The organism is Paraburkholderia tropica, from assembly GCF_900109265.1.
GTDB classification, from domain to species: Bacteria; Pseudomonadota; Gammaproteobacteria; order Burkholderiales; family Burkholderiaceae; genus Paraburkholderia; species Paraburkholderia tropica.
The window spans coordinates 28,216-48,295 of the sequence record NZ_FNZM01000029.1 but is presented as its reverse complement, the minus strand read 5'-3'; the positions used below and the strand labels follow the sequence as shown (position 1 = coordinate 48,295).

The following is a 20,080-nucleotide window of genomic DNA, read 5'->3' as shown; positions in this document are numbered from 1 at the left end:
TCAAACCGGAGTTGCACGCGGATGGGAAGCGAAGACGTTGTCCGCCAAGCGGTCTCAACGGGCGTGCTTCATACGGGGAAGGCTGTCCACAAGATACGCACAGTACGTGTAGACGCTATGGCCCAGGCAGACTGGCCACTTCTCGCGCCGTGGAAACAGCGGGTGCAGTCTGTGCGGGCACGGCGGATGCTCGCTTCGGATTTGCAGCAGACCCGTGCGCCATGAGGCGAACGCTCGCGGGCACAACGGACTGGGAGGCGAGCATGAACAGCAACTGGTTTTCCAGATTCTCCAGCAAATTGTCGAGTTTCGCCGGCCGTCCGGCGACGTTCGTTTTGGCCACCGCACTGGTGATCGTATGGGCGATCACCGGACCGGTTTTCGACTATAGCGACACGTGGCAACTGGTGATCAACACCTCCACGACCATCGTGACGTTTCTGATGGTCTTCCTTATCCAGAACACGCAGAATCGCGATACCGCTGCCATGCAGATCAAGCTGGACGAGCTGATACGCGCGCTCGCGGGCGCGCACAACGCGTTACTGGATCTGGAGGAACTCGACGAAAAGGAACTGGCGCGCTTCCGGCGCCACTATGAAAATCTTGCCGAGCGCGCGCGCGGCGAACTGCGTCTGGATCAATCCAGTGCTGCTCCGCCATTTGTCGGAGTGACCGGCGTCGACGTGTCCAGCGATGACTAGCGAACGAGGCGTTGTCGAAACGTGCGGCTTCCCAGTTTCAGGCCGCACATTCTGTATCGAGTTGCGGCACGATCGACACGCAGTTCCGCCCCAGTCGCTTCGCCTCGTATAGCGCCATATCGGCTGTTTTCAGCAGGGTGCTTGCGTCCGTCACTCGATCGACCGCCGTCGTCGACACGCCAATGCTCACCGTGAGCATGTGCAATGGCGCTTGCCGATGCTCGATCTGGAGATTGAATACCGCGCTCCGTATCTTTTCCGCCATCAAGGCGGCGCCACGCGTATCCGTGTCGGGCAAGACGACGATAAATTCCTCGCCGCCATACCGCGCGGCGTGATCGCCGGGTCTGTCGAGACACGCGGCAATTCGCGTGGCCACGGATTTCAAGGCGACGTCGCCGGCTTGATGACCATATTGATCGTTATACGATTTGAACCGGTCGATATCGATAAACAACAGGGACAGTGGCTTTTCGTTTCGCCTTGCGCATTTCCATTCCCGGGCCAGCACGTCGTCGAACGTGGCGCGATTCTCCAGCCCGGTGAGCGGGTCGTGATGCGCCATGCGCTCCAGCGAGGCCTCGGCGCGCTGCCTGCGGCGAAGCTCGCGCACGAATAGCCAGGTCCCGGCTGCCTTGATGGCCGTGAACGCCAGAATAAGCGCGCCGAACCACGTCGCTCGCGCCCACCATTCGGCATAGACGGTGCTCATCGCGGGCGCAACGGCAACAATCAAAGGTAAATCGGGCAGGCGTTTATAGACGTAAAGCCGACGAACGCCATCGAGGTTCGGCGTGCCCACAAAGTGGCCCTCCGTCCCCGTCATCAAGCGCCGGAATATCGGGCTCTGCGCGAAATTCCGGCCGATATTTTCCGAACTGTCCGGCAAGCGGGAAATCAAGGTGCCATCCGTTTCGAACACGATGACCGAGCCGCGCTCGCCAATCGACAAGCCATTGGTCAGTTCCCGGAAGTACTCCATGCTGAGACTGCCCATGACCGTCCCCAGAAATTTTCCGTCGGGGCGATAGATCGAGCGGCCTAGCGGAATGGCGAACTGGGCGGGGTTCGCCGACGAATGGACAGGGCGGCCGATATAGAGGCCGTCCGGCGTCATCAGGTGGCCGGCGGCGTTCAGATCCGGCGCGGCGCGCTCGCGCCCGGCGGATCGGGGATCCGAGGTGGCGATCAGCGTGCCGTTCCCGGCGCTGATCGTCATCGGTCCCATATAGTGGGCCGTCGCGGCCCGGTCGAACAGGACCCGGTCGCGCAGGTTGGCCGGCAACGCCATCACCTGGCTGTCGGCCGCGCCGTCGGAGACCGCGCGCAACGAAAGGTCGTACAGATCGATGCTGCGCTCGATGTCGCGCTCGAGGACCAGCGTGAGATTGCGTGAATTCCGTAGCGCGTGGTTGAAGGCGTCGGTGCGGGACGTCATTAACATGGCGGTGCCGATGCTGAGCGTCGCCAGCCACAACACGATGCTGCAACCGAGGATGCCGGCCGGCGAGACCATGTTGCGGGCGATGACCTTCAGGATCTGCCGGAAGGCCTGTGCGGATTGAGTTTTCTGTCCGCGGAGATTGCTTGCGGCGGCATCGTGCGGCGTGCCTTTCCGTTTCACCATGAAATTGTTCGCCCGTATCTTCTTATTCTTTGAATGATAGCGGGGTTTATGCACGCTGAATGCCGCGCGCAAGCAACAGTGCGCAGTGGCAGTCACGTTTAGTGCGCGCAAGCGCGATCCGGTCAATAGTTGATCTAAGTCAATGTTGACGGAGGCGGGCGGTGCGCCACACGCTCGCCAGGGCTCAGGCGCGCTCCTTCGCGGTCGCGCGCGCCGGGATCAGCAACACCGGACGGCAGGCGCTGCGCAGCACGCGTTCGGCGACGCTGCCGAGTGCCAGCCGCTGCATGCCGCGGCGTCCGTGCGTGCCCATGACGATCAGATCGGCGTGCCAGTCGGCGGCCGCGCGTTCGATGCATTGCGCGATGTCATCGGCGCCCAGCTGGACTTCCGCCGTGCGCGGGGCGCCTCTCACGCCCGCGCCGGTCATGCGGTTCTGGGCATCGGCACCGAGGATCCGGCTCTCTTCGACGTACGCATCGCGAATGATCGACGGATCGAAGCCCGGCACGTCGTAGGCCAGCATCGGCATGTCGATGACGTACAGCGGCTGTAGTTCCGCGGCGCTGTCACGCGCGAGTTCGATCGCGGCATCGAGCGCTTTCGACGCGGTCTGGCTGCCGTCGAGTGCAACGAGAATGCGGGAAAACATGATCTGTCTCCGGGGCGCGTGCGGTCGCGTGCGTTCGCTGCCGCTCAATGGGACATGAGCACAGGCAGCGTCATCGTGAGCAGAACCGAGCGCGTCGCGCCGCCAAGCACGGTTTCCTGCAAGCGGTAGTGACCATACGCGCCCATCACCAGCAGGTCGAAGCCGTTATCGGCCGCGTAGCTGAGCAGGGCGTCGCCCGTGGATTCCGAGGCGCTGCGGTCGAAACGCGTGATGTCGACGGTGTTCGCGCCATGGCGCGCGAGCATCGCGGCCAGATCCGAGCACGAGGCCGCCGAAGGCGCGGGCGTAAAGCTGCTGGAAACGGCGGCAATCGTGACATGTGCGGCGCGCGCGATGAACGGAATCGCATCGTGAACCGCGCGCGCTGCCTCGCGGCTGCCGTTCCAGCCAATCAGCACGCGTTCGCCTACCGATTCGAAGTGGCCGGTGTAGGGCATGACGAGCACGGGCCCGCCGGCGCCGAGCACGACCGATTCGACAAAGTGATTCGCCACATAGGCTTCCGGTTCGTCGAGATCGGTTTGGCCGACGATCGTCAGATCGGCGCTGCGGCTGCGCTGCATGACGGCGGCGACGGGTTCGCCCTCGGCGGCCACCCATGCGCCATTCACCTGCGCGCGCGCCAGCTCCGCATGGAACAGCCGCTCGATCGCGACGCGCTGTTCCGCTCGCAGTCTGCGATGCGAGTCGTAGTAGTCCGCCGTGCCGGCCATGACGTGAAACTCGCGCGGGCTCGGTTCGAAAACCGCGAACAGACCGTCCAGGTGCGCGCCGTACGTGCGCGCGAGTTTCAACGCAAGCGCGAGGCGTGCGCTGGCGCGCGCACTGGTATCCAGATGAAGCAGCAAGGTCTTCAAACTCATGGCGGGGCTCCGGCGAGTGGGAACGGGCGATCGTCGCCCGGCTTGATGCAGGCCACGAATGAATTCGAGTCTACGAATGAGGACGGGCGCACGCTTGACTTAAGTCAAGCGTCCTATTCCGCCAAATCGGGCACTTCCGTGCAGCGTCGAGACGCGCTTCAGACACACGAGCATTGAGTTGGATCAATCGGGAAACGTCGCGGGTTCGTAGATTGAAGCTGATGCGCGCCCGGCGGCGATGTGCGGGCGCGCAAGGAGTGGGCATCTGCCCGCGCTGCCGCGCGGTGCGCGCAAGCGGACGGTGCGGCGAGTGACAGCTCAAAAGGAGGAATCGCGATGAGCAATCTGACACGTTACGACCCGTTTTCGGTCGAGCCGGTTTCCGATCTGTTTCAGGGGCTGTTCCGCCCTATGCGCGGCCTGCTCGCGTCGGAGGAGCACGATCTGGCGGCCATGAAAATCGACGTGACCGAGAGCGATCAGGCCTACACGGTCAAGGCGGAATTGCCGGGCGTGGACAAGAAAGACATCGACGTGAAGATCGACGGCAATGTGGTCTCGATCAGCGCGAAGGTCGAGCGCAAGGCCGAGCAGAAGGAAGGCGAGCGGGTCATCCGCCGCGAGCGTTATAGCGGCGCGTTTGCGCGCTCGTTCTCGCTGGGCGGCGATATCGACGAGAGCGCGTCGACGGCCCAGTATCAGGACGGCGTGCTGTCGCTGACGCTGCTGAAAAAGGCGCCGGCGGAGCAAAAGCGGATGCGCATCGAGTAAATCAGGCGGGCTTTGTGGGGAGGCGGCGCATCGATCCGTGCTGGCCCGCACGGGATGCGCCGGTCAGGCGCAGGGCACGCCCTGCGCTTTTTTTCTCGCCGACGCCTGATGCGGCCACGGTGGGTCGTGCGGCAGACTGTTGAGCGCCTGGTCTTCGCGGCTGGGTGCAGCTTTCACTGAATTGATATGTGTCAACGGTTCCGCACTTCAAGACCCTATGCTGAATTCAGGCCGCCCCGTGAGCTGCGGGTGGCAGGCGAGGCAAGGAGATCTGGTCATGGACATTACGTTTCCGCCGTCGGTGCCGCAATACGACGCGCAATGCTACACCCTGGTGTTTCCGGTCTGTGTGGACGGCAAGCGGATCGAGTGCGGCATCACCGCCGAGGCGCTTGAGGATCATTTCGGCGCGCGATCGGTTCGCGAGACGGATCTCGTCGAAGCCTTCGACGAGCATCGCCACGCCATCGAGGACACGGCGGTCACGCTGATTCGGGCGACGCGCGGGGCGCCCGTGCTGCTGCACAGCGGCGTGTTTCGCGTTTATGGCAGCTGACACGCGCCGACGCGCGTGCCATTTCATTCTCAGCGACGTGCTAAACAGAGATCCGCATCATGACACTCAAGGGTACGGTCGACAGCGATACATGGATCGTGGAGGCGGTCACGTCGCCTGCGCCACAAGGCGGCTTCTCCTGCCATATCGCGATCAGGCAGCGCGCGCCGGAACAGGCGGTCTGCCACGCCTTCGATCATCATCGAACATTCGTCACCGAGACGGCCGCGATGCTCGACGGCCTGCGTGAAGGCATGCTCTGGATCGATCTCATGAATCGCCATGCATTCCACGTGCAGCGATGATCGGCGAGATGCGCGTGCACGCAGTCATGGGGCGTATGAAGAGAAGGGGCGCGGCAATGGGATTAGGCATGCAGATTGTTTATCTCGGATTCGTCGGGTCCGCCGCGATCGAGGCTGAGGCCGGTGTGCAGCTCCTGCGTCTGGAGCGGTACAGCGGTGTGCTGCAGGCATGCCACCTGGCGATCGAGTCGATGCATATAACGGGCCCTGTTCAGACCTACGATGTTCGGCTCGATCTTCTCATGGCCGCCACAGGTCTCAAGCCCATCGTTCACTGCTCGGGCGACGATCCGCTCGTCGCCATCCGCCAGGCTTTCGATGCCGCCGAGCGTGAACTGCAACTCGCCGGTACGTCGCGCTACGCCGTTCACAGCGGTCCGGCGCGGCGCGGTCATTGAGGTGAGCATCGGGCGCGTCGCGGCGCGCTGATCTTTGCTTGCGTGTCTGACACGCACGAATGCGCACACGAAGCCGCCGCGCAGTTACTGACTCAGCACCCACTGGACGAGCGTGCGCGCGTCCTCGGCCGAAAGCGGACCGCCGCGATCGGCGGGCAGCGGCATGGACATGTCGCCCCAGTGCACCTTGCCGCCATGCCGGAGTTTTTCCTCCAGCATCGTGCTGGCGTTGGGCTGGTCGCGATAGCGTTGCGCGATCTGGTGGAACGAGGGCGCGAGAAACGGGGCGTCGGAGGTGTGACAAAACATGCAATGCTGCTGATCGACGAGTTCGACGGGCTCCTGCGTTTGCGCGGCTGCGCCGGCGGCGTGCAGCGAAACGGCGACTAACACGGCCGCCTGTACGAGCAGGGCGCCTGACCGCGCGCGGCGCGATTCGCGCAGCGGTCGAATGGCAACGGCGGCGGGAAACGGTGCGCAGGCCATGAATGATCTCCTCGAGTGTCGGGCAGGCCGAAAGGCGCGCCGCCTTTGTTCATGCTGACATCGTCCGGCGGTATGGCGTTGATTTGAGTCAAGGCCAAAAGTGCGCCGCGGGAAGCGCTGCGGCAAGGGCGAAAAAACGCCCCGCGCCTGACGACCCGCGGCCAGCTTGCGGAACATTCACCCTGGATGGGTCGCGGGTCACACGCGCGCGAGACCCTGCGCATCGACGATGCGGATCTGCTTGCCGTCCGGCTCGACGAGCCCTTCCCGGTGGAAGCGCGAAAACATCCGGCTGACGGTTTCGAGTTTCATGCCGAGAAAACAGCCAATTTCTTCACGGCTCATCTTCAGGTTGAACTGCGCGCCCGAGTAGCCGCGCATGCGAAAACGGGCGGAAAGGTCGAGCAGGAAGGCCGCGAGCCGTTGTTCCGCCGTCATCGTGCCGAGCAGCATCATGAGGCTCGATTCGCGCACGATTTCGCCGCTCATCAACTGATAGAGATGATGTTGCATGCGGCGGCTTTCGCGGCACAGCGACTCCAGCTGGCCGAACGGGATGATGCAGACCGAGCTGTCTTCGAGCGCGATCGCGTCGCAATTGTGCGTACCGGCGCACACGCCGTCGAGGCCGAGCGGTTCGCCGGGAATCTGGAAGCCCGTGATCTGTTCATGGCCGTCGCGATGCATGACGACCGTTTTGAACGAGCCGGTGCGCACCGCGTAGAGGCTCTGGAAGGGATCGTGGGTGCGAAACAGCGTCTCGCCGCGCCGCACGATGCGCGTCGTGAGGACGAGGGTATCCAGTTGCTGGAGCTCCGCGGAACTGAGGTCGGCCGGCATGCAGACCGCGCGCAGCGAGCAGGTCGAGCAGCGCGAGGCGGGACGGCGCACAGCGGCCTCGCGCGCCGCGGGTTGCAGCGCGATCACCGGCCAGGGCGTGGGCGCAGGCATGGGAAGAGAGGGGTCGCAAACGGGCTCGGCATACATGAGAGTCTCCAATTCATCGCGCGAGGGTCGCGCGTTGTTTCGCAAGCGCTTCAATGGCATGGCAGGCGGCGTCGAATTCGGACGTCTTGTCGAAGAACAAGGCGGCGCCCGCCCGTTCGCAGGCGGCCTTGAACGGCGCCGCCGCATGGTTGGTCAGCACGATAGTCAGCACGCCCGGTTGTTCGCGCGACAGTCGGGCAATGAGTTCCATGCCGTTGCTCGCGTTCAGCCGCAGGTCGACGACCGCGACATGCGCTCCGCTCGTGGCGATGCCGTGCAGGGCCGTGACGGTGTCCTCGGCCTCGCCGACCACGCTCACGTCCGACAGGGCGGCGAGCGTCTCGGCGACTCTGCGGCGCACCGCCGTCGCCTCGTCGACGAGAAACACGTGCAGCGCGCGCGTGGTGGTATCGGCTGTCATGTAGCCAGTATTGGCGAGCGCGGCGCGAAAGAGAATCGGCGGCGATGGAAAGCGGCGTACGCGAAACGGAAGTTATGTAGGGCGATTCCTACAAACATGCGACGATGCGTCGCCGGGCAGGGCAGCGGAAGTTGGCTACAGCGACTGGCAACAGCGTCGGCTCAGGGTTCGTCCTGATCGTCGAGCAGCTTGTGGCGCAGCGCGTAACGCACGAGGGCGGCCTCGTGCGGCATTTCCATTTTTTCGAGGATGCGCACCTTGTAGGTGCTGATGGTCTTCGCGCTCACGCAGAGCGCCTGCGCGATTTCGCCGATGGTTTCGCCGTTGGCGAGGCGCCGGAACACTTCGAACTCGCGATCGGAGAGACGCTGGTGCGGCAAGGTGTCGCCCGGCTCGTTCAGGCTTTGCGCGAAGCGCTCGGCCATCGCCATGCTCACGTAGACGCCGCCGGCCGCCACCTTGAGCACGGCGTTCACCAGTTCCGCACTGGCGCTTTCCTTGGTGAGATAGCCCGAAGCGCCCGCCTTGAACGCGCGCACTGCGTATTGCTGTTCGGCATGCATCGTCAACACGAGAATGCGCAAGGCCGGTTTCTCTTCCTTGATCTGCTTGATGAGCTCCACGCCGCTGCGCCCCGGCATGGACAGATCGAGCACGAGCACCCTGGCCTCGCGCTCGCGCACGAGCGCAAGCGTGGTCGCGCCGTCGCAGCCTTCGCCGACGATGTCGAATTCCCGCGCGTCTTCGAGGATGCGCCGCAGACCGTCACGCACGAGCGTGTGATCGTCGGCGAGGATTACCTTGATCATGAAGCGGTCTCTGCTGGCAGGAGGGCGTCGAGCGCGAACGTGATGGCAATGGCGAATCCTTCGCCCGGCGCCGTGTCGATCTCGACTTCCCCGTTGAACATATGCGCGCGCTCGCGGATGCCGAGCAATCCGAACGACTTTTCGCGGCGTCCGTGCCGCTGCGGATCGCAGGCGGTGTGCTGCGCGCCGCGGCCGTTGTCCGCGATGCGCAACGTGCAGTGCTGGCTGTCGACTTCGAGTTTCAAGGTGACGACGCTCGCTTCGGCGTGGCGCGCGACGTTGGTGAGCGCTTCCTGGATGATGCGAAAGAGCGCCGACGCCGCCTCGCCGGAAAACACCGTGTTGCCGGTGTGGATGGTCTGCTGCACGGCGATGCCGTAGCGGCTCGTGAAGTCGTTCGCGAGCCATTCGATCGCGGGCACGAGGCCCAGGTCGTCGAGCATGACGGGGCGCAGGTCGGCCGCGATGCGGCGCACGGCCCGCACGGTCGAGTCGATCAGCTTGCCCATGCCGTCGAGCCGCGTGGCGATGTCGTCGTCGACGGCGCCGCCGAGCCGGTTCTGGAGCGTGGAGAGATCGATTTTGAGCGCGGTGAGCTGCTGGCCGAGATCGTCGTGCAACTCGCGCGCGATACGCGTCTTTTCAGCCTCGCGCACGTTTTGCAGATTGGCGGAGAGTTCTCGCAATTCCTCGCGCGAACGCTTGAGCGAGTCCTCCGCGCGCAAACGCTCGGTGATGTCGCGCAACATGACCGTGAACAGCTTGCCGGATACATCGTGGATCTGCGAAATCGACGCTTCGATCGGGAATTCCTCGCCGTTGGCGCGCAGGCCGAACAGCGTGCGTTGCTGATGGCCCATCTGACGCTCGGTGACGCCGGTGGCGCCGAACTGGTCGACGTGGCGCGCGTGGGCCGGGCGGAAGCGCTCAGGAATGAAACGCGACAGCGGCGAGCCGATCGCTTCCATGGCGGACAGCCCGAAGACGAACTCGGCGGCGGGATTGAAGATGACGATGCGCTGCGCTTCGTCGACCGTGATGATGGCTTCCATCGACGAACGCACGATGCCCATCATGCGCGCTTCGTTCAGCCGTGCTTCGTTCAGCCGTGCGTCGGAGACCGCGGGCTCGGACGCGGGGAGACGACCGGGCGACGCGGCATTGGCTCGCGCGAGCCGATGGGCGAGGAAGGCGCTCAACGCGGCGGCAAGGACGCCGAAGAGCAGCACGGGCGCGGCGCTGAGGGCCGCGCCGGTGACGAAGGGACTGCCGTCCGCGCTCGTGTGCAGCGTGAGGGTCGTGCCGCCGAACACGATGGTATCGGTGTGCTCGAATCGCGCGCCCCCGGCGACGGCGGCGTTTTCGGTGGGGGCGCTGCGATACAGCTCGGCGGCGTGCTGGCCGGCATGAACGGCAAGGGCGAGGTCCGGCCGGCTGGCGACGATCGGCTCGAAGAGGCGCTGCACATCGAGCAAGGCCACGGTGAAGCCGGCCAGCGGCCGTTGTGCGTCGCCCGCCGCCGGCGCGGCATAGACGGGCAGATACAGCAGCAGACGAGGCTGCGCCGGTTCCGGAGCGGCTTCGGCGGCGAGCCCGGCATTGCCGGTTTGCAGCGCGTAGCGGCGCGCCGCCACGGCCGCGGCGCCCGTGTCGAACGCACTGCCGGCTTCGGAAGCGGCCGGGCCCGCCCAGAGCGTGGCGAGCGTGGACTGCGCAGACTGCGCGGATGCCGTCTCGGACACGCCGAGAGGCAGCGGGAAATACCCGAGTGCGACCACCGCGAGCCGGGAATCGTCGAGAACGGTATCGGCGGCGTACTGCCGCCAGGCTGCGGAACTGGGCGCGGGCTGTTGCGCGAGCCATCCGCGCGCGCCGCGCAGGGCGGCTTCGTCGGCGACGAGCGCTTGCTCGACCGTGTCGCGCAGCGCGGCCGCGCGGCGCGCGAATCGGTGCCCGGCGGTGGTCTGCCATTGCGCGGCGACGAACGCGGCAACGACGAGCGCGAGCGTCAGGACGACAACGAACGTCAGCGCCGATGCCCCTGCCGGCCGACGTAGACGTGCGAGAAACATGCGTACTGCGCCGTGCGCGCGTGGCTGAGCGCGTGTGCTCATGGCAACTGTCCGGATGAAGTTGCGAAGATGCGCTTGCGTGGAACGGTTGTGTCAGTCATTCCCCTATGAAGTAGCGACTTCATTGGAGAACAGTCGAGAGCCGGGATGGATGGGCCGCTTGCCCTAATTTTAGGATCGCCGCGCAGATCTGTCCGGAAAAAATTGCGAGTTTGTGTGGCGCAGGGCGCAATTCTTTCGCCTGCGGGCGGCGCGCCGCGATGCCGACGCGGCGTGAACGCCGCCGCGTACGGCAAGGTCATTCGCGCGGGAGCTTACGCCGCGCTGGCGGACTCGCACGGCGGACACGGATGTTCGCGAACCGGATTCTCGGGCAGTTCGATGGTTTGCCCCTGCTCCGGCACACAGCAGTCCCAATGAAGCGTTTCGGCGATACGCCGGCGCAGGGCATCGGCGGCGGCGGGCTCGCCATGCGTCACGAACGTGCGCACCGGCGGGCAGGTCATGCCGGCCAGCCAGCGTATCGTTTCGCGGTAATCCGAATGCGCGGAGAGCGAGGAAATCGACGCCACTTCGGCGCGCACGCGCACGTAGTCGCCATGCAGTTTGATGGTCGGCGCATGGGCCTCGAGCGCCGCGCCGCGCGTGCCGGGCGCCTGGTAGCCCACCAGCGCGATCGTGTTGCGCGGATCGGGGGCATAGAGGTTCAGGTGATGGAGCACGCGTCCGCCCGTCGCCATGCCGCTGCCGGCGATGATGACCATCGGGCCGTGACGCGCGGCAATGGCCTTCGAATCGTCGACGGTGCGGGTCATGAACGCCGCATGATCGATGGCGTGCAGTTGCGAGATGCTCAGCCGGTGCTCGCGCATGTGATGGCGGTAAAGGTCCGTGACGCTGATGGCCATCGGGCTGTCGAGATAGACGGGCACGTTCGCCATGCGCCCGGTTTCCTTGAGGTGAGCGATGTAGTAAAGCACCTCCTGCGCGCGGCCGACCGCGAAGCACGGCATCACCACGATGCCTCCGCGCGCGAAGGTGCGCGCGAACAGATGGGCGAGTTCGTCTTCAGGGTCGAGGGCGTCGTGCAGCCGGTCGCCATAGGTCGATTCGACCACGAGATAGTCGGCGTGAACGGGCGGCATCGGCGCCCGCATGAGCGTATCGTCGGGGCGCCCGAGATCGCCGGAAAAGGCGACGACGGTCGAGCCGCTGCACAGCACGACGCTCGCGGCGCCGAGGATATGCCCGGCGGGCAGCAGCCGGAAGGTCAGTTGTTCGCCGAGCGCGACCGGCGTGTCGAATTCGCGTGGCGCGAGGAGCCGCAGCGCCGCTTCGGCGTCTTCGAGCGTGTAGAGCGGCAGAGCGGGCTTGTGCTTCGAATAGCCGTGACGGTTTGCAAACGCCGCGTCTTCTTCCTGCAGGCGGGCGCTGTCACGCAGCATCACGCCGCACAGGTCGGCCGTGCCCGGCGTGCACCAGACCGGGCCGCGATAGCCGCTGCGCGCGAGTACCGGCAGGTAGCCGCAGTGATCGATGTGCGCGTGCGTGAGGATCACGGCATCGAGCGTATCGGCCGGAAAAGGCAAGGGCGCCCAGTTGCGCAAACGCAGGTTCTTGGTGCCCTGGAACAGTCCGCAGTCGATCAGCACCCGCTTGCCTTGCGCTTCGAGCAAGTAGCGCGAGCCGGTCACGGTTTGCGCCGCACCCAGAAAGGTCAGCTTCATCATGCACTCCCTCTCAACGCGCCCCACGGCGCCTCCGAGACAGATTGCAGCGCGCTTCTCTGTTGCGCGGTTGATCTGCGTCAGTCGTGAGGCGATCGAAGGCGAGGGACTGATTTGAGGCAGATCAATCGGGGGCGGCGGGCAATCCTTAGATTGGGCCATGCGGTCCGACTTCGCGGACCGGTTCTTTATCGGGGTTGTCAGCATGTTTCAGGGATGGTGTCAGCATCGGCTGACGGGTCGGCTTGCTGTGCTGTTTTCGGTGTTTTCGGTGCTGCTTGCGGCGTGCGCGACCGATGCGAGCCGCGAAGCCTTTCGTGATTCCGAATCGGGGCTGGAGCTCGCGCGCGAGCACGCGGCGATTCACTGCATGACGCTGCGCGATTGCGCGCAGGCATGGAACCGCGCGCGGGCATTCGTCCAGGCGCATTCGCCCACGCCGATCGAGCGGAGCACGGACGAAACGATCGAGACGCGGATGCCGCACCAATTCGGCGTGGCCTATTTCTGGGCCGCCCGCGAAACCGCGGCTGACGGAACGGCGACGATTCGCCTGAAGGGCATGTGCCGGGGTATGTACAGCGTGGATAACGGACCCGGATGGCTCTATCGCTCCTGCGCAGAACAGTTGCGCGAGGGCCAGCGCGATTTCGCGCGAGACGTGGGCAGCGCAAGCTGAGAGAAAGCGCGGCTGCCGGCTTTGCGCGGTCGCGTCCTGCTTGTGTCTCGGTTGTGTCCTGCTTGTGTCTTTGCCGCCGCGAGTCGCGCATCGCTCCTGCGCGCGCGGCAAAGACGGCGCTCAGGACATCACGTCTTCGAGCGGGCGCCGTGGCGACGCCGCGTCGGGCGTGCCGCGCCCGATCCGCAACAGAAGCTGCGGAAAGTCCGTCCTCTGAAGCCCCATCAGCACGGCGAGGCGGGAGCGTAACGTTGCGATCTCGATCGGCTGGTTCAGGTAGGAAACGCACAGGCCATGCACGGTCGTCAGCAACAGGACCCGTTCGAGCGCCTGACCGGCGGCGAGCCAGGCCTGCGCATCGTCGACGCCGGTTGCGATGCACAGCAGCAGCGGCGAGCCCGCCGCAAGTTCGCGATGCGTGGCGGCCACGCCGCCGCCGAGGTCGAAGGTTCGAATCGCGGATGTCACGAGCGGCCTGGCGAAATCGAGCAGCGCGCCGAGTCCGGCTGCATAGACCGGCATCCCGTCGTTGGTGTGGCGCGGGTGGATCCACTTCGCGAGTTCGCGCCTGAAGCGCGGATCGGCGAATTGCTGCTGGTCGGCTTCGGCGACGAGGTCGGCGACCGCGTTGCGGGGCGCGGCGGCGCTCACGCACGCAACCTCGACGCCTTCCGCGCGCGCGGCGTCCATCAGGTGCTGCTCGATCATGGCGTCGACGGGATCGGCAGAGAAAGGATGACGCGTGGTCACTCGCTCGGGAATCGCGTTCAGCAGCGTCGACAGTTCCGGCGCGGTGACGCGCTCACGCAGCAGGCGGATTTCGGCCAGCAGATCGGGATCGGTGCTCGACGGAAAGAGGGTGATCGCGTATCCCATGCCGAGGCTCGCGATCGCCACGCGAAGATTGAAGAGCGCCGCACCGCAACTGATGACGAGTTCCCGGTCGTAAGGGTCCACGACGGGCAGCGCCCGCAGTCTGTCCGCGCAGAGCATCACGCGGTCCGCGCCGGAGACGAAGCGCCACGGCTGGCTGTTGTGGCTCGACGGCGCGAGCGTCGCATGACGCACGGCGAAGCGCAGCGCGAACTCGTGCGTGACGTCGGCGGCGCCGTTGCAGGGCGGATGGGCGGAATCGACTGCGGCTGGAGGGTTTTGCATGGTGGACTCCCGTCGGGCAGGCACGTCGGCGTGTTGGGCGCGCCGCCGTGCGATTGCATATCAGTGCGACATCAGCAGCGGAATCGTCATGGTTTCGAGCAGGTTGTGCGTCACGCCGCCCAGTACGCGCTCGAAGTTGCGCGCGTGCGCGTAAGCACCGGCCACGATCATGTCGGCGTGCAGCGCACTCGCGCGGTCCAGCAGCGTCGCAGCGGTCTTGACGCCCGGTTCGCGCGCGCATTCGTGAAACGACGCGCCGACGTCGTGCAGGTCCAGCCATGCGGCGGCATCTTCCGCTTCCGTTGCCGCGCGTACGCGCGCGGTGCCGGGCCGCGCCGCGATCATTTCGATCGATACGCAATCGGCGCGCTGCAAAAGCGGCAAGGCGTCGGACGCGGCGCGCGCCGCGGCGCGGCTGCCGTCCCAGGCGATCAGGATGTTGCGAGCGAGCGTCGGAAAGCTGCCGGCATGCGGGATCACGACGGCGGGTCTCGCGGCCGTCATCAGGAGGTCCACGACGAGGCCGCTGGTCGGGTCGAACGCGGCGTTGCCGTGCTCGCCCTGTCCGAGCACGAGCAGGTCGGCGTGACGCGCGTGCAGCGTCGCGGACGGCGTGTCGCCCGGCTGCAGCGCGCGCCATTCGACCATCCGGCCCGCCCGCGCGCCCGCTTCGAGGAACTGCGCGTGCGTGTGCTCACGGCGATGCTCGGGCACGGACCCGTTGCGCGCCGCCGGCGCGCGCGCATGCGGCATCGGCAGATACAGCCCGATGAGATGCGCGTCGAAGCGCTCCGCCAGATCGAGCGCATAGGCCTGGCGGGCCTCGCATCGCGGCGAATCGTCGAGGTGGACGAGCAGAGTCTTGTAGCACATGACGTTTTTCCTGGAGGTGATGCGCGCCTCGCGCGCTCAGTGCGACATCAGCACCGGTACCGGCATCGAGCCGAGCACCGTCTGCGTCACGCCGCCGAGCAGCAGCTCTTTCCAGCGCGCATGGCCGTAGGCGCCCATCACGATCAGATCGCAGCCGGTCTTGCCGGCGCGTGCGAGCAGGGCGTCGCCGACCGTGATGGTCGGCGGCGGATGCAGTTCCGTGACCTGCACATCCAGCCCGTGACGCGCGAGCACCAGCCCGATGTCGGCACCCGGAATGCGGTCTTTTTCCTTGCGCGCGAGCGTGAAGGTCACGAGTTCGGTGTGCTCCGCGAGGCGCATGAACGGCAGCGCATCGAACAGCGCGCGCGTGGCCGGTTGATCCGCGTTCCATGCGACCATCACGCGCTCGCCCACGGTGGGAAAGCCGCCTTCGTGCGGGACCCACAGGACCGGTCGACCGGCGCTCAATGTCACGCGCGCCTGCAGCCGGTTGGCGAGCGACGCGTAGGGGTCGTCGGGGCCGCTTTGGCCGAGCACGATCAGATCGGCGAAGCGGGCGCGCATCAGCAGCTCGTGCTGTGCGTGCGTGGCCGTGCGCCAGTTGCCCTTGAGTCCGGCTTCGGCGAGGCTGCCGAAGAAGTGATGTTCGAGCGCGCGGCGGCACGCCTCGTGTTCATGCTGGCACTGCGACCAGTATTCGGCGTTCAGAACGAATGCATACGCCACGTCGTGCTCCTGCACGGTCGGCGCGAAAAGCGCGCTTACGTGGGCGCGGTGACGCTGTGCGACGCGCAGCGCGACGTCGAGGCGCTTGCGGGCGCTCTCGCTTTCGTCAAGGTGAACCAGAATGTTGCGGTACTCCATGTTGGGCGCTCCGCGGTGAAGGGCACACCGAAGCGGTGTCTCGTGCGGCTCAGTCTAGGCGCGGACGTCGGATTGGAATTGATTTGAGTCAAGCCTGGATCCGTGGCCGACAGAGACGCCGCGCGAGATTCTTGCGCGGCCGGACAGCGCGCCACGTCCTGTCAGTCGATGCGGATCAGCCGTTTGACGGCGGCCCATGCGCGCTTGCGCCGACGGTTCGCGGTGGAACGATGCAAGCCGAGGCGCTGCTCCAGCGCGATTCAATTCGCCGCGCTGAGCGCCGCGCGCAGCGCAGCGGCAAAACGCTGGAACGCGCCCAGCGAACCCGCGATGCTCTGGTATTTTTCGCGGCCGATCTGGCCGTCCAGCGTGACCAGCATGCCGGCGGCGCGCGCGAGCGAGAGCAGGGATTCGGCGTCGTCGGGGGCAGTCGCCGTGGCGAGCGGAACGGAGGACAGCGCAGGGTGGTTCGCGGTTTGCATGACGATGCTCCGGGAGGCGGGCTTTTCGAGCCGGTTCGCTACGTCTCCAGTATGGTCAGCGCGGCGCGGCGCTCCAATGAGCGGGCGCTGAAAGTGGTGTAGGTCGCGATTTGAGGCTGTAGGCATTGTCCTACAGGCCTTGCGCATCCGATCGGCGCCCGCGCGTGACGCGTGCCTCCACGGCTCCTCAATGCGAAAGCAGCACCGGAACGGTGGCCGACTCGAGCAGGGCGAGCGTGACGCCGCCGAGCAGGCGCTCGCGCCATTGCGGATGACCGTAGGCGCCCGCCACGATGAAGTCGCAGTCGTTCTTCGCGACCCACGAAATCAAGGTCTCGCCCGCGGTTTCGTCCGAGTCGCTGAAGTCTTGCGCGAAGTCCACATTGACCGCGTGTCTTGCCAGCATCAGATCGATGTCGGCAATCGCGGGGCCGGGCTTCGCCGTGCGGGACGAATTCGGCGTCGCGATATGCAACACCGTCACGCGTTTTGCGGTTTCCAGCAGCGGCATGGCGTCGTGCACCGCGCGCGCCGCTTCGCGGCTGCCGTCCCACGCAATCACGATCGTTTCGCACGTGGCGCGCAGCGCGCCCGCGTAAGGCAAGACGAGCACCGGCCGGCCGGACGTCATGACGACCTGTTCGAGAAAGCGTCTGCGCAGGGAGGCGTTGTCGTCGTCGGGAGTGGTCTGGCCGGCGACGAGCAAATCGGCGTGGCGGCTGCGGCGCACGATCGGCTGTTCGGCATGGAAGTCGAACGCGATCCACTCGCCGTCCATGCCCACGCGCCTCAAGGCGTGATGGAAAGCCGCTTCGGACGCCGACTGCTGGCCCCGCAGCGCGTCGCAGTATTCGCTGTAGTACGGGGCGCTGCCCGCGACCGTGAAGCAGGCGCGCACGTCCGGCGCGAACGGCGAATACAGGCCGATGAGGTGAGCGTCGAACCGTCCCGCGAGCGTCAGCGCGAAATCCAGTCTTGCTGTTGCGCGGTCGTCCGGGGCGAGATAGGCGAGCACGGTCTTGTACTGCATGGCGGCCTCCGCTGGGGAAAATGGCGTGGCGTGGCGTGGCGCGCGTGCCTGGTGGCCATGTTGTCGCCGGATGCGGGTGAAGACTTGACGTACATCAAGTCATAGTTTGCGTCGGCATTCAGTGGGCGAACCACCACGCCCCCCAGACACAGACGAGGATCAGCGCCTGGCCGGGGACCACCGTCCAGGCGAATGCGTGATGGCCTGCGATCGCGGCCACCACGCATTTCATGATCGAGTTGGCCGTGAGCGCGACGATGATCGGCATGGCCGCCTCGTCTGCGCTGAGCAGCGACTGGGCGCTGAGCGCGGCGATCGAGGCCGCGGCGGAATGCGTGTCGATGAGGCCGCCCAGCACCGCGGCGATCAACAGGCCGGCCTCGCCGAACCAGCGCGCGAGCAGGGTGCCGCCGAGCGTCAGGATCATGAGCGTCGAGGCGAGCAGCAGGGCCGCCTTCAGATCCACGGCGCGGCTCACCACGAGCGCTTCCTGCATCGGCTTGCGGATCGCGCGCCAGGCGATCAGCAGACCCCAGACCAGCGCGCCCAGCATCCCCGCGGCGAACGCCGGCGCGAGGTGGCGCAGCAGCGGTTCATGCACGACGCCGACGATCAGCGCCAGTTGCACCGGCGTCGCGACCGAGGACAGCACGGCGGCGGCGGCGAACTGCGGACAGTCGGCGGGCGACAGCGCGGCGCGGCGGCCCATCGTGGTGATGGTCGCGATGCTGGAAACGAAGCCGCCGAGCAGGCCCGCGAACGGCAGGCCGACGCGCGCGCCAAACATCAGTTGTGCCAGGTGCCCCAGCGCGCTGATCGCCATGACGAGGACGGCGAAGCGCCAGACCGTCTGAAGATTGAGCGCGCCGAGCGGGTCGACGGGCCGGTCGGGCAGCATCGGCAGGATGATCAATGCGGACGCCGCCAGCGTCAGCAGATCGACCACTTCTTTGCGATCGAGACGCGCCACGACGAAGCGGTGCAGCGGCGCGCGCGCCGCGAGCACGATCGTGAGCGCCACGCCCAGCGCGGCGGCGAGCGGTGCGTCGATGACGGCCAGCGCGCCCATCAGCAGTGTGGCGATCAGCGCCGTTTCGGTGGTCAGCCCCCGGTCGTCGTGCGGCCGCAGATAGGCGGCGGTGGCCAGCGCGGTGAGCGCGAGGACCAGCGTGGCGGCCAGGATCGCGCCGCCCACGCGCATGGCGATCGTGCCGAGCAGGGCCGTGATGGTGAAGGTGCGGATGCCGGCGGCGGCGCGGGCCACGCCTTCCCCCTTGCGCCGCTCGCGTTCCGCGCCGACCAGCAGCCCCACGCCCAGCGCGACGGCAAACGGCATGTACTCGTCACTGATGGGCAGCATGGTGCGGTGTTCCGGCCGGGTGATTGATGCGAGCGCCTGCGTGGTGCGGCGAACGGGACGCGCAAGGGCGTCATCGGATCGTGGGCGGCGTCGGGCAGCAAGGCGCGACGGCGTGGCGCACGGCCGGCACAAAGGCGAATTGCACATTCGTGCCCTGGCGCCTGTTCACGACCACGACGCGCACCTGTTTCGTTCCCGCCGCGTAGGCGGCGACCTGATAGCGTCCGGGCGGCAGCGCCACGTAAAGGTAGGGGCCGAGCGTACGCGTCCTGAAGACCGACGCCCCCGAGGGCCCGACGATCTCGACATCCACGTCCGACAGGAACTGGCCGCCCTGCGCCAGGAATGTGAGCCGCAAGCTGTACTGATGCGCCACGCTGCGCAGCGCGTCGGCTTCGTCGATGCCGACGCCCCCGGTGATATAGGCCATGCCGTTCTGCATGGACCGCGTCGCCGTGGCGTTCGTATCGGCGTCGGCGATGTCCGCGGCGCCAGAACTGAAGCCGGGCGCTAGCGCCGACATCAGCGCGACGGCAAGCGTGATTTCATGGATGCGTTTCATGGCCTTCTCCTCGCATCGGCAATCGGCTGGGTGGTGAGCCAAGGATCGCTCGGGACGGGACGCCACGCCTGACGCAGGTCAAACTTTCGCCGTGTCGCAACCGCGTTTTTCCATTGATGTAAATCAATTGCGTGACGTCGGCGAATCCGAAGATGGGTTCAGGCAAGACGTTACGTAACGGGGCGTCCCGGGGAGGAGCAGACCATGTACGAGAAAATCCTGATGGCGTTCGACGGCAGCGAAACCTCGCTGCAAGCGCTTGACGAAGCGCTGCGCCTCGCTCAACTGGCTCACGCGAAACTTTACGTGGCGCATGTCATCGATGTGATCGCGCCGCTTGGCATGGGGCTGACCTATGTGCCGGCGGATCTCGTCGACGCATACCGGGAAGAAGCGAAGCGGCTGCTGGACGTCGCGTGCGCGAGGGCGACGGCGGCCGGGGTGGCGTGCGAGACGTTATTGCTGGAAGTGGAAGGGGTGACGGACAGCGTGGCGTCGTGCCTGATCCGCTGCGCCGTGCGTGTGGACGCGCAACTGGCCGTCCTCGGCACGCACGGCCGCCGCGGCGTGAGCCGCGCGTTCCTCGGCAGTGTCGCGGAGGCGTTCGTGCGCGAGGCAGACTGCCCGGTGCTGCTCGTCCGGGGCCTTTACTGAGTGTGCGGCGAGTGCG

23 protein-coding genes are annotated in these 20,080 nt (G+C 66.3%); 7 read left to right on the top strand and 16 right to left on the bottom strand.

The window, feature by feature from the left end; translation table 11 throughout:
- The first annotated feature begins 263 nt into the window (after positions 1–263).
- On the top strand, positions 264–704 hold the full coding sequence (locus BMY06_RS34485) for a low affinity iron permease family protein (protein ID WP_074987405.1): 441 nt from the start codon (positions 264–266) through the stop codon (positions 702–704).
- A gap of 37 nt (positions 705–741) precedes the next feature.
- Here the strand turns inward: BMY06_RS34485 and BMY06_RS34480 are convergent, their stop codons facing one another.
- From BMY06_RS34480 to BMY06_RS34470, 3 genes are all read right to left on the bottom strand, one after another.
- Positions 742–2,331, bottom strand: coding sequence for a sensor domain-containing diguanylate cyclase (locus tag BMY06_RS34480; RefSeq protein WP_080180539.1), 1,590 nt, complete (start codon positions 2,329–2,331; stop codon positions 742–744).
- Positions 2,332–2,515: 184 nt separating this feature from the next.
- Positions 2,516–2,983, bottom strand: coding sequence for a universal stress protein (locus BMY06_RS34475; protein WP_065058339.1), 468 nt, complete (start codon positions 2,981–2,983; stop codon positions 2,516–2,518).
- A 44-nt stretch (positions 2,984–3,027) separates the two neighbouring features.
- Positions 3,028–3,867 carry a universal stress protein gene (locus BMY06_RS34470; protein ID WP_074987404.1) on the bottom strand — a complete coding sequence of 280 codons (840 nt, stop codon included), beginning with the start codon at positions 3,865–3,867 and terminating at the stop codon, positions 3,028–3,030.
- A gap of 336 nt (positions 3,868–4,203) precedes the next feature.
- Here BMY06_RS34470 and BMY06_RS34465 point away from each other — a divergent pair, with 336 nt between their 5' ends.
- From BMY06_RS34465 to BMY06_RS34450, 4 genes are all read left to right on the top strand, one after another.
- Positions 4,204–4,638: an Hsp20/alpha crystallin family protein gene (locus BMY06_RS34465; RefSeq protein WP_065058341.1), complete on the top strand. Its 435-nt coding sequence runs from the start codon at positions 4,204–4,206 to the stop codon at positions 4,636–4,638.
- A gap of 277 nt (positions 4,639–4,915) precedes the next feature.
- Entirely contained in the window at positions 4,916–5,194 is a 279-nt protein-coding gene (locus BMY06_RS34460; protein WP_065058384.1) for a DUF1488 family protein, read from the top strand.
- Between the two features lie 59 nt (positions 5,195–5,253).
- Positions 5,254–5,499 (top strand): hypothetical protein, encoded by a 246-nt coding sequence (locus BMY06_RS34455; protein ID WP_065058342.1) that lies wholly within the window; start codon positions 5,254–5,256, stop codon positions 5,497–5,499.
- 68 nt (positions 5,500–5,567) lie between these two features.
- Complete coding sequence (locus tag BMY06_RS34450; RefSeq protein ID WP_074987428.1) at positions 5,568–5,897, top strand: hypothetical protein; 330 nt, start codon at positions 5,568–5,570, stop codon at positions 5,895–5,897.
- Positions 5,898–5,981: 84 nt separating this feature from the next.
- Here BMY06_RS34450 and BMY06_RS34445 read toward each other — a convergent pair whose 3' ends face one another.
- From BMY06_RS34445 to BMY06_RS34420, 6 genes are all read right to left on the bottom strand, one after another.
- A complete protein-coding gene (locus tag BMY06_RS34445) occupies positions 5,982–6,383 on the bottom strand; it encodes a c-type cytochrome (RefSeq protein WP_065058343.1) in 402 nt (133 codons plus the stop codon).
- A 198-nt stretch (positions 6,384–6,581) separates the two neighbouring features.
- Positions 6,582–7,334 carry a helix-turn-helix domain-containing protein gene (locus BMY06_RS34440; protein WP_065058344.1) on the bottom strand — a complete coding sequence of 251 codons (753 nt, stop codon included), beginning with the start codon at positions 7,332–7,334 and terminating at the stop codon, positions 6,582–6,584.
- A gap of 49 nt (positions 7,335–7,383) precedes the next feature.
- Positions 7,384–7,791 carry a response regulator gene (locus BMY06_RS34435; protein ID WP_065058345.1) on the bottom strand — a complete coding sequence of 136 codons (408 nt, stop codon included), beginning with the start codon at positions 7,789–7,791 and terminating at the stop codon, positions 7,384–7,386.
- A 161-nt stretch (positions 7,792–7,952) separates the two neighbouring features.
- Positions 7,953–8,600, bottom strand: coding sequence for a response regulator (locus tag BMY06_RS34430; RefSeq protein ID WP_065058346.1), 648 nt, complete (start codon positions 8,598–8,600; stop codon positions 7,953–7,955).
- A complete protein-coding gene (locus BMY06_RS34425) occupies positions 8,597–10,714 on the bottom strand; it encodes a PAS domain-containing sensor histidine kinase (RefSeq protein WP_080180541.1) in 2,118 nt (705 codons plus the stop codon). The genes BMY06_RS34430 and BMY06_RS34425 overlap by 4 nt, the downstream gene beginning before the upstream one ends.
- A 272-nt stretch (positions 10,715–10,986) precedes the next feature.
- The gene (locus BMY06_RS34420; protein WP_074987403.1) at positions 10,987–12,399 is read right to left on the bottom strand and encodes an MBL fold metallo-hydrolase RNA specificity domain-containing protein; all 1,413 of its coding nucleotides are present in this window, start codon (positions 12,397–12,399) and stop codon (positions 10,987–10,989) included.
- Between the two features lie 160 nt (positions 12,400–12,559).
- Between BMY06_RS34420 and BMY06_RS34415 the strand changes: the two genes are divergently transcribed.
- Positions 12,560–13,078, top strand: a complete 519-nt coding sequence (locus tag BMY06_RS34415; protein WP_231957451.1) for a hypothetical protein — start codon at positions 12,560–12,562, stop codon at positions 13,076–13,078.
- A gap of 120 nt (positions 13,079–13,198) precedes the next feature.
- Here the strand turns inward: BMY06_RS34415 and BMY06_RS34410 are convergent, their stop codons facing one another.
- The 7 genes from BMY06_RS34410 to BMY06_RS34380 form a co-directional block, all read right to left on the bottom strand.
- The gene (locus BMY06_RS34410; protein WP_065058349.1) at positions 13,199–14,236 is read right to left on the bottom strand and encodes an Acg family FMN-binding oxidoreductase; all 1,038 of its coding nucleotides are present in this window, start codon (positions 14,234–14,236) and stop codon (positions 13,199–13,201) included.
- A gap of 60 nt (positions 14,237–14,296) precedes the next feature.
- Positions 14,297–15,109, bottom strand: a complete 813-nt coding sequence (locus tag BMY06_RS34405; protein WP_074987402.1) for a universal stress protein — start codon at positions 15,107–15,109, stop codon at positions 14,297–14,299.
- 36 nt (positions 15,110–15,145) lie between these two features.
- Positions 15,146–15,976, bottom strand: coding sequence for a universal stress protein (locus BMY06_RS34400; protein ID WP_065058351.1), 831 nt, complete (start codon positions 15,974–15,976; stop codon positions 15,146–15,148).
- A gap of 260 nt (positions 15,977–16,236) precedes the next feature.
- Positions 16,237–16,458, bottom strand: a complete 222-nt coding sequence (locus BMY06_RS34395) for a hypothetical protein (protein WP_065058352.1) — start codon at positions 16,456–16,458, stop codon at positions 16,237–16,239.
- A 187-nt stretch (positions 16,459–16,645) separates the two neighbouring features.
- On the bottom strand, positions 16,646–17,488 hold the full coding sequence (locus tag BMY06_RS34390; protein WP_074987401.1) for a universal stress protein: 843 nt from the start codon (positions 17,486–17,488) through the stop codon (positions 16,646–16,648).
- Positions 17,489–17,606: 118 nt separating this feature from the next.
- A complete protein-coding gene (locus BMY06_RS34385) occupies positions 17,607–18,848 on the bottom strand; it encodes an MgtC/SapB family protein (protein WP_065058354.1) in 1,242 nt (413 codons plus the stop codon).
- A 70-nt stretch (positions 18,849–18,918) separates the two neighbouring features.
- A complete protein-coding gene (locus BMY06_RS34380; RefSeq protein WP_065058355.1) occupies positions 18,919–19,410 on the bottom strand; it encodes a hypothetical protein in 492 nt (163 codons plus the stop codon).
- A 204-nt stretch (positions 19,411–19,614) separates the two neighbouring features.
- Between BMY06_RS34380 and BMY06_RS34375 the strand changes: the two genes are divergently transcribed.
- Positions 19,615–20,064, top strand: a complete 450-nt coding sequence (locus tag BMY06_RS34375) for a universal stress protein (RefSeq protein WP_065058356.1) — start codon at positions 19,615–19,617, stop codon at positions 20,062–20,064.
- Positions 20,065–20,080 lie beyond the last annotated feature (16 nt).